Source organism: uncultured Methanospirillum sp. (assembly GCF_963668415.2).
Lineage (GTDB): Archaea > Halobacteriota > Methanomicrobia > Methanomicrobiales > Methanospirillaceae > Methanospirillum.
This window is the reverse complement of sequence record NZ_CAXXDL010000001.1, coordinates 38110-52702: the sequence shown is the minus strand read 5'-3', so window position 1 is coordinate 52702 and position 14593 is coordinate 38110. Positions and strand designations below refer to the sequence as shown.

Below are 14593 nucleotides of genomic sequence, written 5' to 3'. Positions count from 1 at the left end.
CTTGTAATCTCTTTCTATCGTTAGCAACTTATTAATAATTTCCCATCACACGTTCCGACGGTAAACAGGAGAGAGAGATGATTTCTGTTTTGTACGTAGATGATGAACCTGCTTTACTTGATATTGGAAGACTTTTTCTAGAAAAATCAGGTAAATTGAAGGTTGATACATTTCTCTCTGCAGAAATTGCAGTAAAAATTTTAAATCCATATCTTTACGATGTAATTATTTCTGACTATAAGATGCCAGGCATGGATGGGCTTGATTTTCTCTCTGTTGTCAGAACCATCCAGCCAGATCTCCCCTTTATTGTCTTTACAGGACAGGGAGATGAAGATATCGCGATTCAGGCATTAAACCGGGGGGCTGATTTTTATCTCCAGAAAGGAGGAAATCCCAGAATTCAGTATGAGGAGATTGAAAATTTCATCATAAATATCGTGGGAAGAGAAAACCGGAAAGGAGAGATACTGGCTGAAAAAAAAGCAGCAGAACAGGCACTCTCACTTCTGCAGACATTGTATGCGTATGCTCCGTTTGGATTTGCATATGTTGACAGAAATTTTGTTTTTATCCATGTCAACGATGCTCTTGCTGAAATACGAAATCTTACCCGGACTGATCTGCTTGGAAGAACTATAGAGGATGTAACACCATCAATCTGGAAATTAACTGAACCCTTCTTTGAAGATTTGTGTAAAACAGGAAAGCCTGCCTTGAATGTAGAGATGACTGATGAATTTCCGGAAGGATCGGGAAATATTACGAACTGGCTCGTCAGTCTGTATCCAGTCTTTTCAAAAGAGAGCGAAATTATCGGATTTGGCATCCTGATCGTTGATATAACAACCAGAAAGCAGATGGAAGAGGCCCTTGTCAGGAGCGAGGACCGGTATCGGACTCTGGCAGAATCGGCTGAAGACGCAATCTTTATTATCGGTAGGGATGGTCTGCTGACATACATCAATTCATATGGTGCCAGTCTTATAGAGCAGTCACCTGAAGAACTGATGGGGACCCGGATTTCAGGTACGCTGACTCTTTTATCAAGATTTATCCCTGATGATTCGGTCCAGAGTGTTTTTGAAAGTAAACGTGGGTGTTCATACGATACTGAATTGAGAAACAACCATTCGCGGTGGATGGAGGTCAGACTTATCCCGCTTTCAGAATCTGATGGTACTATTCACCAGGTATTAGGTATTGCCCGGGATGTCAGTGCTCGTAAAAATGCGGAAGATGCCTTGCTCAACGCAAATAAAAAACTCAATCTATTGTCGAGCATTACCCGGCATGATATCATAAACCAGTTAAGTTACCTGTTTATAGATCTCGACGATCTCAAGGATCATGTGTATGACCAGCCGGAAGGGAGAGATGTGTTTGATCGGGTTAATCAGGCCATCAGGACTATTCACCATCAGATTGAGTTTACCCGGGAATATCAGGAGATTGGTATTGCAGCTCCTATCTGGCAGAATTTACATGACATTATTGAACAGTCGTTTCATTCAGTGCGGATAGGGGATATACGATTAGAGGAATCTGGAACCAATGTAGAGATCCTTGCAGATGCATTGTTTGAAAAAGTGATCTACAATCTCATGGATAATGCTGTCCGGTATGGAGAGTCAATCACATTCATTACGTGTTCAATTATTCAAACACCTGAACCCTGTCTGATTTTTGAAGATAATGGTGTTGGAATCGAGGATTCTGATAAAGAAAAGATTTTTTCACTTGGGTACGGAAAACATACAGGGTTTGGATTGTTTATTGCCAGGGAAATATTATCTATTACTAATATTTTAATCCGGGAGACCGGAAAGGCAGGATCGGGAGCCCGATTTGAGATAAAAATCCCACAATCATGTATCCGCCAGTCGCTGCAATAAGATGCCCTTTTTTTAATCAAAAACTCAAGTGGATAAATTTTTAGCAATAAGGGACAGGTTTCCTCACTATCTCTTCCTAGTCAGGTCCGGTTTTGGTTTATTCCGTAACCATTCACCCTTATAGTGGATTCAACTGGTCCGGTGAACCGGAGATCCCGGGAAATGATAACAAGGTTATTGGTGAGGAGATGCTGGCTGTACGATCTTTCCCCCGATAAATGATCATGAGAGCAGAGTTACTCCATCACAACTGATGGAGGTTGAGATCATGTCAGCCAGAGCGAACTGCAGCCCGATGAGGATGCAGATGGCCCCGGCTCCAATGTAATTCCAATTCATTCCCATAACCTCGGAAAGGGGGAAAAAAGGGGGTATTGCGAGATGTTTACACGAACAGTGCAACGGTGTCAGTCCAGGCTTCAATCCCGGTTCTGATGGCATCAGCCTCATAGGGTGAGAGGGTTACTGAATTACGGGCAAAACGGATTGATTAGAGTTCTCCGTTGGAGTGATGATACATGGGTACAGCTGAACCGGTCCTTTGAGCTATCATGGGATGGAGTGCCTCCCATTGCGGTATTCAGGGCGGTGGTGGCGACGATGGTGCTGACATCAGTGTTGAAAGCCGATGGCGTCGGAGCCTTGATGCTGATGGTCCCGACGGTCCTGGCCTCGGTGTTTTCTTAGATGACCCGGCCGGAGTAGGACTCAGAAGATTTTGAGACCGTAGGGAGGGTTACTCCGGCTTTTTCATAGGACGTACAGCCCCATGGGTTGTTATCCAGGATATCCTGGACAAGAGCAGTGAAGGCGGTGAGACTGCCGATCGGAGCTGCAAGCTTCCGGACAGCTGTCTTCACTGTAGTAGTTGGTGTGAAATCTGCCATGTTCGAATCCCCTGCCGCGATTGCATGCGGCTGATTAGAAATTGGCGTGAGTATATAAATGGTTGAACAGGGTTCTGAAACGGGGGGAGTAGGGGTGAGGGATAGGGGAATGGAGCGACAGAAGCGACAATGAGAAAAATAGTGGATCAAATTAGTAATAAAAAAATATCTTGGATTGAATCATAATTGTCATTCATACCTTTTCCAAAAAAACAATATTATTTAGAGTTGGGAAAAAACCATCAGAATTATTGAAAGTGAAAGCCTATATTCATTTATCATGGTTCTTTTCGAAGGGAATACCACTGACAATAAAGAAGGAAAATTAGAGGATTTAGATCCGCAAGTAACCCATGAGACTCCCCGAATATTCTTTTTGAATTTTGATGGTTCTATAATTCAATCTTTTAAAAAGATGAATTTCAATTGCTCTGGAGGTTCATTAGGAACTCCTGTAAAAATTAATCGTAAATATTCAGAAGATGTTATTTGTTATTTAAACTACGAAATCTCAAAAGATATTCATGAATATGATATTGTAATTATCAACGTTGAAGATAAAAAATCCATAGAATATGATTCAAAATTTTTAGAAAAATTTAAGATCCATGGAAATAAAGCCCAATTTTTAATAAGTAAAAGTCCAGAAACTGATTTTAATCCTCAACCATTTGTCGGTTCAATTATTATGAACATTATTCAACAAATTTTAAAAAGAGGTGGAATTGTCATAATTTTTGCCGGTGATTATTCTATTATCGAATATAATTTTGTTGAAGTTCCTAATCCATACGGAAAGATAAAAAATCCAAAGTGTGATTCGTATTCATTTTTGCCAATAAGTCCTAAATATGATAATAAATTTGGGAAAGAAACATCTATCATATCTAAATCTCTTTTTAATGAAATTCTCTCCAAATATTCCAATGATTTCGAATACCATGTAATTATTAGTCCCATGATGAAATGGGCTGATAACAAATGGATTCTTGATGAGTGTTTCCATCCACTAATGGTCAACAAAGATAATGAAATCGTGTCATTTGCATATCAATGTGAAAATGGACTGATACTATATTTTCCAAAAATATCACAAATCTTTCCATTTTTAAAGGATTTACTTGAAAATGATCTACCTTATATATCCCCTGATTTATTTCCGTATAATAGTCAACACAGATGGCTAGAAGACAGTCAATATTTATTACCTCATGAACATGAATATCGCGAAAGTATTGATCAACTTACTATTGAATTTAATTCTCATAAAGAACGAATTTTTAAAGATATTATTGAAAATAAAACGAAGTATGAATGTCTTCACAAATTATTAATCGAAAATTCTAATGATCTTGTAATTTCCGTTATCCATTTTCTAGTATGGATGGGATTCTCAAATGTAAGAAACATGGATGAAGAAACTGAAAATCTAGATGAAGACATTCAAGTTGATATAGGAAATGGTCTTTTAGTTATTGAAATTAAAGGGATATTTGGGACATCAAAAGATGAAGAATGTTCCCAAATAAGCAAAATTAGATATCGAAGAATAAAGGAAAGAGGGAAGCCTGATGTTAAAGCATTATATATTGTCAATCATCAACGAAACATCCCTCCTCATTTAAGAAATAATCCACCTTTCAATATTAACCAGATACATGATGCGGAAAATGATGATAGAGGGTTATTAACTACATATCAATTGTACAAATTGTTCTATTGGATTAAAAATGGAATCATTACTAAAGAACAAGCAAGAGAACAAATACTACAAATTGGACTTGTAAACTTTAAACCAATAGATATTATTGAGATTGAATCTCCCGAAAAAATTCTAAAAGAAGGAACGGTGATAATTATTAAGTCTCCTCCAGTATTATCTCAAATAGATCAAATAATAATATTTAGACATGACAATTATTTCTTTGCAAATATTCAAAATATTCGAGATCATGATAAAAATGTGGATAAGGTAGATGAAGGAGCGATCGTAGGAGTTCAAGTTGATTTTAAAATACAGAAAAGCGATAAACTTTATCTGAAACGCTAATTATTTACATTACTATAAAACACCGCCCCTTTCCCTTCCTTACCCTCCAATACTCTCTTTATCCTCTGCACCGGACCCACATACTACTCTCCAAGGATCCCCATTCTCAATCCTCGTCCACTATCAGATAGACTCATCACTCCAACTTCTCCTCCTGTTCTATCCCGGATAACCTCATCACCAAGCCCAAGAACAACAGAAACCACCTGAGCCTTCCCAACCTGAAATGATCCAATCCCATCCAGATGGTCACAACAAACACAACCTCAATCCTGAATCTGCCAACCTTCTCTAATGGGCGAGACGACCGTTCACTGGTAACTACAAATCCTCCCATCAGATCACTCCTACTGTTCTTCGGTTCCACATCACTGAAACCAGACTCTTCATAAAACGGCAAAGATGTTTATTGCCTTTAAAGTAAGATACTACAAAATAATTCATAATCATCCTGACTATCATGAAACTAACAATCCTCTGTGAAAAAGATGAAGAAGGGCATTTCGTCATGGAATGCCCTGAACTTCCAGGCTGCCTTTCTGAAGGTGATATCCTCGAAGAAGCTCTTGAGTCGATCAACGAGGCTATTGCTGGATGTATCACCAGCCGCATAAAGACCGCCACATGCACCCTCCTGAATAATACTCCAGATACATTCTCCTTCTCACTTGGGATCCCTGAAACCTCTCATCCCTAAATTACCCCGGGCATCAGGAGATCTCCACGTCGCTGCATTCTAACGGGCCGGATGGATGGTAAACCATATCGAAGGTAGCCATTACATCCTGATCAAAGAAGGCAGTCCTGTTCATCTTTCGATAACCGTTCACTCAGGCAAAGAACTCGGACCTGGATTACTTCGTAAGTTAATCCGGACAGCCGGATTAACCCCTGAAGAATACCTTGAGTTCTTTACCCGTTGATACCTCTTCACTCTCCTCTTCTGGAGGATCCGGGTCCGGTTCCTCCGATAATACGCCCGGGAGTTTTTCCGGTGCCGGGTGATCTGGTGTTCTCTCCGAATCAACCGGAGAGCATCAATAAGGTGCATGCTCCTCCTCGAGTGGACAGATCCGTAGATACCCGATCCCTTTCCCTGCCAGATCACAGATCCTGTTTCTCCTGACCTCACACTGCACAGACTTCAGATGAGGACACCCTTTTGTGAAACAGACCTCAATAGTCGGCCTACGAGATAGCCTCATGCAGACCCTCCGTACACAATCTGTCTGACCAGGAGGTACCGATCACATGACAAACATCTGCCACCGGTGGAGTGGGCACTGTCCAAGTGTACGGGGACAATAAATTCCTCGAAACATAGGCGTCCGGTCAACAGCCATCTGGGTGATCATGCCTTCACCCCGACAGAATCACAAAGATGGGAATAACAGGTCTCACATACCCCGAAGTGATCACCCGGATCCTGCCAGGCGATCGCATCATCAACTCCAGTAAAAAACTCAATACAGGCGATTTAGGTAAAAAAGGTCGGATATTTCTATATCTATAATATAAAATAAAGGTAAATCTCCGATTTCAACCCCTCATCATATCCTGCCGCTATCCCTGTTTTTCCATGCAGGACATACCAAAGGTCATCTCATTTGATCTGATAAATAACGGCCCGGTATATCTCGATAAATAATCTGATTTATCTAAAATTAGGGCCGTATCTGGGGTGTTTTGATCCCGATTTATCTTCACAAACCAACCCGATCAAATAACCCTCAAAACCCGAAAACAAGCGCATTATGCTGACTTTAATACCGAGACTATTATCAAAAGAAAATCGGATCGCGATTTGTGAGATTTTATGCTGATATGGGGCTCTAAGACATCAGGTTCGTAGCCGTACCTTTATCCCCTGGATTCAAATAAAGTCTCTTTTATGTTCCCCGGAACACTTTCTCGCAACGACAGATTTCACGGTATTGACCCTCATGGGTTGTCTCGATCTATCAACCAGGCAGTGATGGAAGGCCGACTCACCCAGGCCGATGCCGGTTTGATATCTGCGTTCATTGCTGAGAGAAAAATAACTCACGGCATAGGCATCAAGCGAGGGATGAAAATTTCAGCTGCACTCACCACTGTCAGAAGATTCGTTCCACAGTACACTGAGCTCACCGCTCCCACATTGTACTATGGCATAGAACAGATCTACCATGCTGACTCAGACCGAGGAAAGCCATTCAGCGTACACTCTCAATCTGACCTGATTAGCATATTAAAGCAGTTCTGCTTCTGGCTGACTGAAAACAATGAAATTGAGATCTCAGAAAACAAGATCCGCGCGATCAAGGTACCCAAAGGAACACCAACCCGGACAGCCGCCGACATCCTCACCTGTGACGAAATTCAGGCCATGCTTGAAACGTGCATGAACTCACGAGACCGTGCCATGTTCCTGATCATGTATGAAGGAGGACTTCGGGTCGGTGAAATCGGACAGATGAAATGGGGGGATATCAAGATCGACGGAACCGGACTTGTAATAAATGTCACATTTAAGACAGGCAAGCCTCGGTACATCAGGCTGGTGATGTCTCATACATTACTGCGACGATTGAGGACTTCAGGCAGGCCTGTAGGTTGTATACCGCTCTGAACGGGAAGAGTGGCGGGTAACAGACGAAATTGACAAAGAGTGAGTATGAGTTGATGGAAGCGATCCAGGAATACGGCAGAGCAGAGGTCACGATCTCTGAACTTCAGCATATTACTACGAAGTCCAGATCCGTAGTCTACAAGATGTTTCATGGAACCAACAGCAAGGGATACCACTATTCAGGTCTTCTTGAAAAGTGCCCTGCAATCTCGGTCTGTTATCGGACACTGGTTACTGATGAGAACGGGACCACTCTGGCTCATATGCGTGAGAAGGCATATGCCTGGGATGAGTTTGTGTATCAGTCCTGGGCTTCAGATGGTGGCTGCTGGCTTGTAAGTGAGGGTTCTGACCAGAACAACACCCCTCCATCACCACCATCAGATGATGTGGCGGAAAAAGAAGCAATTGGCGGACGTGGCGGAAAAGTGGCGGAATTTTCCGCCACGAAAATACCACCGGAAACAGGATCTAAAGAAGAAAATCTTAGTAATAATAATTCTTTGTGTACTCATGGCGGAAAAAGTGAACATATGCAGTACGGGATTTCTGATCAGGTTCCTGCTTGTGATCATGTGTGTGATCCTGAATTTTCCGCCACGAGTGATCAGTGTGTCTCATCTAATGAAGATCTGGAGTCAGTTAGAGAATCCGGACAATTAAATACATGCGGAAAATTCCGTAATCATTCCGCGAGAAGCCCAGATTTTCCGCCAGGAGGTGATCTTTCTGCTACACATCCGGGTGCCAGTCGGGGCCTCGCTTCGCCAGGTCCCTCCCCTCTATCCATCCATGAGATCAGGGCTGGTGATTATACCGAGATAGACAAGGGGTTTGGTCCGGGTCCGTGTGATTGTTGCGGGTCCAAGTGGGTGAACTATCAGGAACGGATGACCTTTGCACGGCTTTCCCGGCCGCCTCGTGTGAATCGGAAGATCTGCAAGAAGTGTTATGAGATAGCGAAGCGTGCAGAATCATCACCTTTTCGGGTACTACCTGGAATCCTCAACCCGGCTTTGATGACCGGGTTGTCTGTTGATCTTGGAAAGTGCCAGGTCTGTGACAAACAGAAGGCTGTCTGGCAGGAACCGGAGACGAAGACCGTTATATGTGAGATCTGTTACCAGAACCTTCCCCGGAGTAAGGGGGCAAGCCGTGAATTCGGGAGCAATGGAGAAACTGTATGACATATGAGAAGGTTGGGCGGATGAAACCAGATGGTGATTGTATCAGGATCTTTGTCGATGAGATCGGGGAGGTTGGAACAATCACCCGGCAGGATTTAGAAGAGTTACTCGCCGGGGGTGAACCAGAGCCGGTTATCCCTTCTGGTGAGGCTGATCTATCTGATTCACAGAAAGGTGTGAAGATAACGATTCCGGTGAATGGGCGGGTGTATATTGTGGTTGCCCGCCAGGTCCGGAATATGCTGGATAAATGGCCGCGGAAAAAAGCGGCGGTGTTTCGGGTGGAGGAGTGAATGAGGAATGATATCCAGAAATAATAAACCCTGTAAAGGAAAATAATGAATATTAAGATGAATAGATCGTTCATCTTGGTTGGGATTAGTATCTGGAGAACATATGGATAGTCATTCGAAGAGACCCAGGACTTTATCAGTAATCATTCCTGATTTAGGTCTTCCCAGGATAACTGTCCGCAGGCATGCATTCGAACAGATGTATACTCGGCGGATCTCTGAAGATGATATTGAAGAGATAATCCGCACCGGAGAGGTAATTGAGGAGTATCCCGATGATTATCCTTTGCCAAGTTATCTGATCTGTGGGTTTGCCCGTGTTCGGATGCTTCATGTTGTCGCTGCCTTTAACAAGGATACCGATGAGATCATAGTTATTACCGCATACGAACCTGATGACGATCACTTTGTTTCAGGAAAAACCAGGAGGCAACAATGAAATGTGTTATGTGTAAGCGGGGAGAGACCAAGCCCGGAGTTACATCAGTACTTCTTACCCGCGATGATTTTACTCTGGTTATGCGTGATGTACCGGCAGAGATCTGTGAGATCTGCGGCGAGGATTATATTGATGGAGATGTTGCCAAGCGGCTGTATCATATGGCTGAAGAGATACAGCATCAGGGAACACTCATTGATGTGAGAAAGTATCAGACAACTCCAGAAGTTTCATGCCCGGTTGAAGGATAAAGATTCTTTTATTTATTGATTCTTTTTTTAAATCATTATAAAAAATAATGATCAGTTTCTCGACCCGGTATCTTGGCTAATGAAGGTAGAATATGAAGACGATCGGTGAGATCAGACGTGAAGGAATCGAAGCGCTATCCAAAGCACTTGGTCCTGTTGACATGGCACGGTTTCTCTCCAGCTTTGAAGACCAGTGGATGATGCCTACAAAAACAATAATAGTTACCTATGATGGCCTGACTTTTCATCCAAAAGACACTCTGGATCTCAAACCAAATAATGAATATCGTATCACTATCGAAGAGATTCCAAGGCCTGTTCGGAAAGGTCCAATACAGTTTCTCTTTAATCATGCGGGAGAGGCAGATGGTCCTTCAGATTGGTCATCTGAACATGACCACTATCTGTACGGCACTCCCAAGCAGGGTAAGAATAATGAATAGTCGTGCTTTCATCGACACCTCTTTTATTGTCGCAGCATAAAACGCATCAGATTCTTTTCATGACCTTGCTCTGGTACAATGAGAAGAACTGTTAGAGAAGTATGAGATCTGGATCACGGATGCTGTTCTATTTGAAGTGGGAAACGCGTTTTCGAAGATCAATAAGAGTTTAGGAGCCGATTTTATTCAGAGTTATTTTGACGAGTCTGATATGCATATTGTTCATACCAGTGCCGAGATGTTTGAGCAGGCAGTCTTCATGTACACAGAATTCACAGATAAAAAATGGAGTCTTACTGATTGTCTGTCATTTATTGTCATGAAAGATAATAGAATTCATGTAGCATACTCGTCCGACCACCACTTTGAGCAGGCAGGATTTCAATATACTCTGCGTTGATTGTTCTAGCCATCTAGGAAAAAATTCCCGGGGATATTGGTTAAAAATTACGAGAACCCTTTATCAAGGGTTGTCTGACTCTCTTCATTCAGGCCGGTCACATATACTGATCTCCCGTGATCCTGGAACCGGTCGATCACCCTGGCAATTCCCATCACCGCAGATTGATCCCAGATGTGAGATTGAGAAAAGTTTATCTCAATTTTCTTTGGGCCTTGCTCGTATTCAAAAAGATCTATGAAATGATTCATCGTTCCGAAGAATAACTGACCTTTGATGGTATAAACAAGAACTCCGTCTTCACGAATCCGATTTGATTCTGATATTGAAGAAATTCTCCAACCAAAGATCAGAGCACTAATTATCACTCCGGTGATCACCCCTTTTGCCAGGTCATGAGTGTACACGACAACAGCCATAGTAAGAAGCATCACAACTGCATCACTCATCGGAACTTTATGAATCTCCTTGATAGAATGCCACTCAAATGTACTGATCGATACCATGATCATGACTCCGACCAGGGCAGCCTTTGGGATCTGTATCACAATATCACTATGGCAGATGATCAGAACTAAGATAAAACACCGGCAACCAGGGTAGGGAGACGCTCAATCACGCCTGATTAGATGTCCATACATTGCTTGAAGAAAATGAGAAAGTCGCGTTAAGGTGCGCCATTGATCCCTCTCGCATGCCGGACTCTCATTTGATCTAAAGGTCACTATCGGGGAACCCTCTGTTGTGATCGTTGAAATTGCATGGAAAGGGATGGCAGACCTGATTTTCATCGGCAGTCGAGGGTTGGAGGCAAAAAAGAGTTCCGCTCGGGAATGTAAGTCATAAGATCGCCCAGGCCGCTCCCTGTCCGGTCATGATTGTTCGATAATCTATCAATTCTGCTTGAGTGAAATACGGAGTATCCTATTTTTTCCTTGCATTGGTTCAGAACACTCAATAATGGTGCTTCTTCCTTCCCATCCTCACTTCATGTATTACCGCATGTCCGTTCTCGACGAGATTTTCAACCTGATCAACGATTGAGAGAACCAGTTCTTTGTATCCCTTGAATACTTACTGTGTCCAGCTGATTCTGATGGTTCTTGTTATGGGCTTCGGACCAGATTGCCAGATCTACATCACATCTTCAATTCTTCCAAATTCAAAAATCAGTTATATCTGGTAGAACTATTACAGGTATGACCCCGGGGAAATGCAGTAACCAGGATGGAATTTACTGGCACAATTTACCAGAATCTGACGTTCTCGAAAAATTACAGGTCACCTCAACGGGTCTTACAAATCAGGAGGCAACAACAAGAACAGCAGAATTTGGAAAGAATGTTCTCCCAGAGGGGAGATCCATCTCGATCATCTCGATCTTTATTGCTCAGTTTAAAAACCCACTTATTTATGTCCTTTTGGTTGCAGCACTCGTCTCATGGTTCTTACATCACATCACTGATACAACTTTCATCGGTCTTGTAGTTCTCATCAATGCAATTATTGGCACAGTACAGGAATGGAAGGCAGAGCAGAGTGCCAAGGCATTACAAAAACTCTTTCAGATCACAGCAACAGTCTACCGGGATGGCAGAGAAGTCCGGATACCTGCTGAAGAGATCGTTCCAGGAGACCGGGTAACCCTTGATTCAGGCTCTCGTGTTCCTGCAGATATCAGACTTACAAAGGTTATTGACTGTACCATTGATGAGTCAATTCTCACCGGCGAATCGGTTCCGGTGTCCAAAACCACGAAAATTCTGCCAGAAGAGACTCCGGTTAGCGATCAGGTTAACATGGCCTTTGCCGGAACTACGGTAGTCAGAGGCATTGCATACGGTTATGTTACATCAACCGGGTTATGCACTGAAGTTGGAAAGATTGCAACAGCAGTCGCTGGATCAGAGACAAACAAACCTCCACTGATTGTACGAATGGAAAAGTTCTCACGACATATTGCACTGATGGTTCTTGTCTTTTCTTTTATCCTGGGATTCATCGCCATCATGCAGGGTATGCAGATCTTTGATGTCTTCTTTTTTGTAGTTGCGTTGGCAGTATCAGCGATTCCAGAAGGTCTTCCTGTTGCATTAACAGTGGTGTTATCGATTGCAACCCACCGGATGTCACAACGGAATGTGATCATCAGGAAAATGACCGCTGTTGAGAGTCTTGGATCCTGTACACTTATTGCTAGTGATAAGACCGGGACACTGACCATGAATGAACAGACTGCCCATGTACTCACTCTACCAGGTGGAGAAGACCTTGCGATAACAGGAACCGGATATACCGGAGAGGGGAGAATAACAACATCTGATGGGAATGATCTCTCAGAGAAGGTAAGAGATCAGGTTCAACAGATCTGTCTTGTTGCAACCCTCTGTAGTGAAGCCAGGCTCAGTCAGATCAATGGAACATGGGAGTATACAGGCGATCCGATCGACGTGGCCTTTCTTGCATTAGCCAGAAAAGCAGGACTTGATACCACCGATATCATTCAATCGGTCGATCGTCCTCTCTTTGTTCCTTTTGAAGCAGAACGGAGATACTCAGCTGCAGGGTTCTTTTATGCCGATGGGTATCGATTTGGAGTAAAAGGAGCTGCTGAAGCGGTTCTTCCTTCATGCATCACGATGAGAACAAAGGATGAGGATCTCCCCGTTGATCATATATCTCTAAAAAATTCCATCGAAGATCTGGCAGAAGAGGGATACCGGGTACTTGCCGTTGCTGAAGCACAGAATAGAGAGATACCGTATGAATTGATGCCAAACGTTCTTCCTCCATTAGTGCTCCTTGGCCTTGTTGGTTTTATCGATCCCATTCGTATTGATGCTCAGGAAGCAGTGAAAGAATGTCAGAAAGCAGGGGTTGTTGTGGTGATGGTAACAGGAGATCACCCGATAACAGCCCTCAGTATATCAAAGAGATTAAACATCGCAACTGACTCATCACAGGTTCTGACCGGTGCAGATATTGACGATATTGGATCATTTGAAGTTCCCGAATTTTATGAACGGGTAAAAGGATCCAGAGTTTTTGCTAGAGTTACCCCTCTTCAGAAACATGCAATCGTTGATGCATTGATCAAAGTCGGAAATTATGTTGCAGTAACTGGTGACGGTGTCAATGACGCTCCTGCTCTTCGGCGAGCTCATATCGGTGTTGCCATGGGATCAGGATCCGACATTGCTAAGGATAATGCAGCCATGATCATCACAGATGATCGATTCTCTTCAATAGTAGCAGGAATTGAAGAAGGCAGATATGCATATGATAATATTCGAAAAGTAACGTATCTTCTCGTATCAACCGGGGCTGCCGAAGTCATCCTCTTTACCCTGGCACTCATTTCGCATCTGCCGATTCCATTTCTGGCAGTTCAACTTCTATGGTTAAACCTTGTAACAAACGGCATTCAGCATATCGGCCTGGCTTTTGAACCGGGTGAACCTGGTGCAATGACCAGACCTCCCAGGCCGCCTGATCAGGGTATTTTCAACAGACTCATGATCGGAGAAGTTCTCGTCTCATCGATAATCATGGGATTAATTGGATTTTTCTCATGGAGATATCTGATTGATCAGGGATATGACGAATCAACTGCCCGGAATTTAGCACTGCTCCTGTTTGTGTTACTTGAAAATGTTCATGTTTTTAATTGCCGTTCAGAGTTTGTTTCAGTTTTTAAAATGCCACTTAAACGGAATCTGTTCTTAGTCTTCTCAGTGATCGGTGCTCAGTTCATTCACCAGATAGCCATGCACACACCGATTCTACAACAAGTACTTGGTCTTCAGCCAGTAGGGTTATCTGATTGGATCATGTTGTTGGCATTTGCCTGTCTGGTAATTCTCGGGATGGAACTGTTCAAAGTGATATGGCCCATTATATTAGAAAAACCAGAACCAGACAAATTAAACAATGAGTAACTTTTTTTCAAAAAACGTTCGGATTTTTGAATGTTGTCAAATATCCTGATAATCAGGGATATCTGAAAAAAGAGGTAATGTTTGGTTTTAGTTCCGGCGCAGTGCAAGGAATGCGACTGCTCTAAGACCGGCCAGTGCAACAAGAGCACCAAATCCTGGGGACTACTGAAAGGATATTAGGTATCCGGTGATGATGAAG

General features: G+C 42.8%; 15 protein-coding genes and 2 pseudogenes. 12 read left to right on the top strand and 5 right to left on the bottom strand.

Features of this window, described 5'->3' with window-relative positions; all coding sequences use genetic code 11:
- Positions 1–77: 77 nt before the first annotated feature.
- Positions 78–1895 (top strand): PAS domain S-box protein, encoded by a 1818-nt coding sequence (locus ACHZA2_RS00290; protein WP_319578031.1) that lies wholly within the window; start codon positions 78–80, stop codon positions 1893–1895.
- Between the two features lie 683 nt (positions 1896–2578).
- Here the strand turns inward: ACHZA2_RS00290 and ACHZA2_RS00285 are convergent.
- Entirely contained in the window at positions 2579–2782 is a 204-nt protein-coding gene (locus tag ACHZA2_RS00285) for a hypothetical protein (RefSeq protein ID WP_319578030.1), read from the bottom strand.
- 280 nt (positions 2783–3062) lie between these two features.
- Here ACHZA2_RS00285 and ACHZA2_RS00280 point away from each other — a divergent pair, with 280 nt between their 5' ends.
- On the top strand, positions 3063–4832 hold the full coding sequence (locus ACHZA2_RS00280; protein WP_319578029.1) for a hypothetical protein: 1770 nt from the start codon (positions 3063–3065) through the stop codon (positions 4830–4832).
- A gap of 136 nt (positions 4833–4968) precedes the next feature.
- Here ACHZA2_RS00280 and ACHZA2_RS00275 read toward each other — a convergent pair whose 3' ends face one another.
- The gene (locus ACHZA2_RS00275) at positions 4969–5169 is read right to left on the bottom strand and encodes a hypothetical protein (protein WP_319578028.1); all 201 of its coding nucleotides are present in this window, start codon (positions 5167–5169) and stop codon (positions 4969–4971) included.
- Between the two features lie 123 nt (positions 5170–5292).
- Between ACHZA2_RS00275 and ACHZA2_RS00270 the strand changes: the two genes are divergently transcribed.
- Positions 5293–5529, top strand: coding sequence for a type II toxin-antitoxin system HicB family antitoxin (locus tag ACHZA2_RS00270; protein ID WP_319578027.1), 237 nt, complete (start codon positions 5293–5295; stop codon positions 5527–5529).
- Positions 5530–5584: 55 nt separating this feature from the next.
- Entirely contained in the window at positions 5585–5755 is a 171-nt protein-coding gene (locus ACHZA2_RS00265; protein WP_319578026.1) for a type II toxin-antitoxin system HicA family toxin, read from the top strand.
- 114 nt (positions 5756–5869) lie between these two features.
- On the opposite strand, the gene ACHZA2_RS00260 is transcribed toward ACHZA2_RS00265, so the two are convergent.
- Positions 5870–6037, bottom strand: a complete 168-nt coding sequence (locus ACHZA2_RS00260; protein ID WP_319578025.1) for a hypothetical protein — start codon at positions 6035–6037, stop codon at positions 5870–5872.
- A 743-nt stretch (positions 6038–6780) separates the two neighbouring features.
- Here ACHZA2_RS00260 and ACHZA2_RS00255 point away from each other — a divergent pair.
- The 6 genes from ACHZA2_RS00255 to ACHZA2_RS00230 all read left to right on the top strand — a co-directional run bounded on the left by ACHZA2_RS00255 (position 6781) and on the right by ACHZA2_RS00230 (position 10056).
- On the top strand, positions 6781–7443 hold the full coding sequence (locus tag ACHZA2_RS00255) for a tyrosine-type recombinase/integrase (RefSeq protein ID WP_319578024.1): 663 nt from the start codon (positions 6781–6783) through the stop codon (positions 7441–7443).
- Between the two features lie 29 nt (positions 7444–7472).
- On the top strand, positions 7473–8630 hold the full coding sequence (locus ACHZA2_RS00250; protein WP_319578023.1) for a hypothetical protein: 1158 nt from the start codon (positions 7473–7475) through the stop codon (positions 8628–8630).
- Entirely contained in the window at positions 8627–8923 is a 297-nt protein-coding gene (locus ACHZA2_RS00245) for a hypothetical protein (protein WP_319578022.1), read from the top strand. The genes ACHZA2_RS00250 and ACHZA2_RS00245 overlap by 4 nt, the downstream gene beginning before the upstream one ends.
- A gap of 103 nt (positions 8924–9026) precedes the next feature.
- Entirely contained in the window at positions 9027–9362 is a 336-nt protein-coding gene (locus tag ACHZA2_RS00240; RefSeq protein WP_319578021.1) for a DUF4258 domain-containing protein, read from the top strand.
- Positions 9359–9613 carry a type II toxin-antitoxin system MqsA family antitoxin gene (locus tag ACHZA2_RS00235; protein ID WP_319578020.1) on the top strand — a complete coding sequence of 85 codons (255 nt, stop codon included), beginning with the start codon at positions 9359–9361 and terminating at the stop codon, positions 9611–9613. Before ACHZA2_RS00240 ends, ACHZA2_RS00235 begins: the two co-directional genes overlap by 4 nt.
- 92 nt (positions 9614–9705) lie before the next feature.
- Positions 9706–10056 carry a hypothetical protein gene (locus tag ACHZA2_RS00230; RefSeq protein ID WP_319578019.1) on the top strand — a complete coding sequence of 117 codons (351 nt, stop codon included), beginning with the start codon at positions 9706–9708 and terminating at the stop codon, positions 10054–10056.
- Between the two features lie 447 nt (positions 10057–10503).
- Here the strand turns inward: ACHZA2_RS00230 and ACHZA2_RS00225 are convergent, their stop codons facing one another.
- Positions 10504–11004 (bottom strand): STAS domain-containing protein, encoded by a 501-nt coding sequence (locus ACHZA2_RS00225; protein ID WP_319578017.1) that lies wholly within the window; start codon positions 11002–11004, stop codon positions 10504–10506.
- A 275-nt stretch (positions 11005–11279) separates the two neighbouring features.
- Here ACHZA2_RS00225 and ACHZA2_RS00220 point away from each other — a divergent pair.
- Positions 11280–11345: pseudogene (locus tag ACHZA2_RS00220) on the top strand (universal stress protein); the annotation flags it as partial.
- Between the two features lie 310 nt (positions 11346–11655).
- Positions 11656–14394 carry an HAD-IC family P-type ATPase gene (locus ACHZA2_RS00215; RefSeq protein ID WP_319578016.1) on the top strand — a complete coding sequence of 913 codons (2739 nt, stop codon included), beginning with the start codon at positions 11656–11658 and terminating at the stop codon, positions 14392–14394.
- A gap of 87 nt (positions 14395–14481) precedes the next feature.
- Here ACHZA2_RS00215 and ACHZA2_RS00210 read toward each other — a convergent pair.
- Positions 14482–14547: pseudogene (locus tag ACHZA2_RS00210) on the bottom strand (PGF-CTERM sorting domain-containing protein); the annotation flags it as partial.
- Positions 14548–14593: the final 46 nt, after the last annotated feature.

Coding starts and splice junctions, on each gene's coding strand:
- ACHZA2_RS00290 (WP_319578031.1), top strand. CDS start 78: ATGATTTCTGTTTTGTACGTAGATGATGAACCTGCTTTACTTGATATT.
- ACHZA2_RS00285 (WP_319578030.1), bottom strand. CDS start 2,782: ATGGCAGATTTCACACCAACTACTACAGTGAAGACAGCTGTCCGGAAG.
- ACHZA2_RS00280 (WP_319578029.1), top strand. CDS start 3,063: ATGGTTCTTTTCGAAGGGAATACCACTGACAATAAAGAAGGAAAATTA.
- ACHZA2_RS00275 (WP_319578028.1), bottom strand. CDS start 5,169: ATGGGAGGATTTGTAGTTACCAGTGAACGGTCGTCTCGCCCATTAGAG.
- ACHZA2_RS00270 (WP_319578027.1), top strand. CDS start 5,293: ATGAAACTAACAATCCTCTGTGAAAAAGATGAAGAAGGGCATTTCGTC.
- ACHZA2_RS00265 (WP_319578026.1), top strand. CDS start 5,585: ATGGTAAACCATATCGAAGGTAGCCATTACATCCTGATCAAAGAAGGC.
- ACHZA2_RS00260 (WP_319578025.1), bottom strand. CDS start 6,037: ATGAGGCTATCTCGTAGGCCGACTATTGAGGTCTGTTTCACAAAAGGG.
- ACHZA2_RS00245 (WP_319578022.1), top strand. CDS start 8,627: ATGACATATGAGAAGGTTGGGCGGATGAAACCAGATGGTGATTGTATC.
- ACHZA2_RS00240 (WP_319578021.1), top strand. CDS start 9,027: ATGGATAGTCATTCGAAGAGACCCAGGACTTTATCAGTAATCATTCCT.
- ACHZA2_RS00235 (WP_319578020.1), top strand. CDS start 9,359: ATGAAATGTGTTATGTGTAAGCGGGGAGAGACCAAGCCCGGAGTTACA.
- ACHZA2_RS00230 (WP_319578019.1), top strand. CDS start 9,706: ATGAAGACGATCGGTGAGATCAGACGTGAAGGAATCGAAGCGCTATCC.
- ACHZA2_RS00215 (WP_319578016.1), top strand. CDS start 11,656: ATGACCCCGGGGAAATGCAGTAACCAGGATGGAATTTACTGGCACAAT.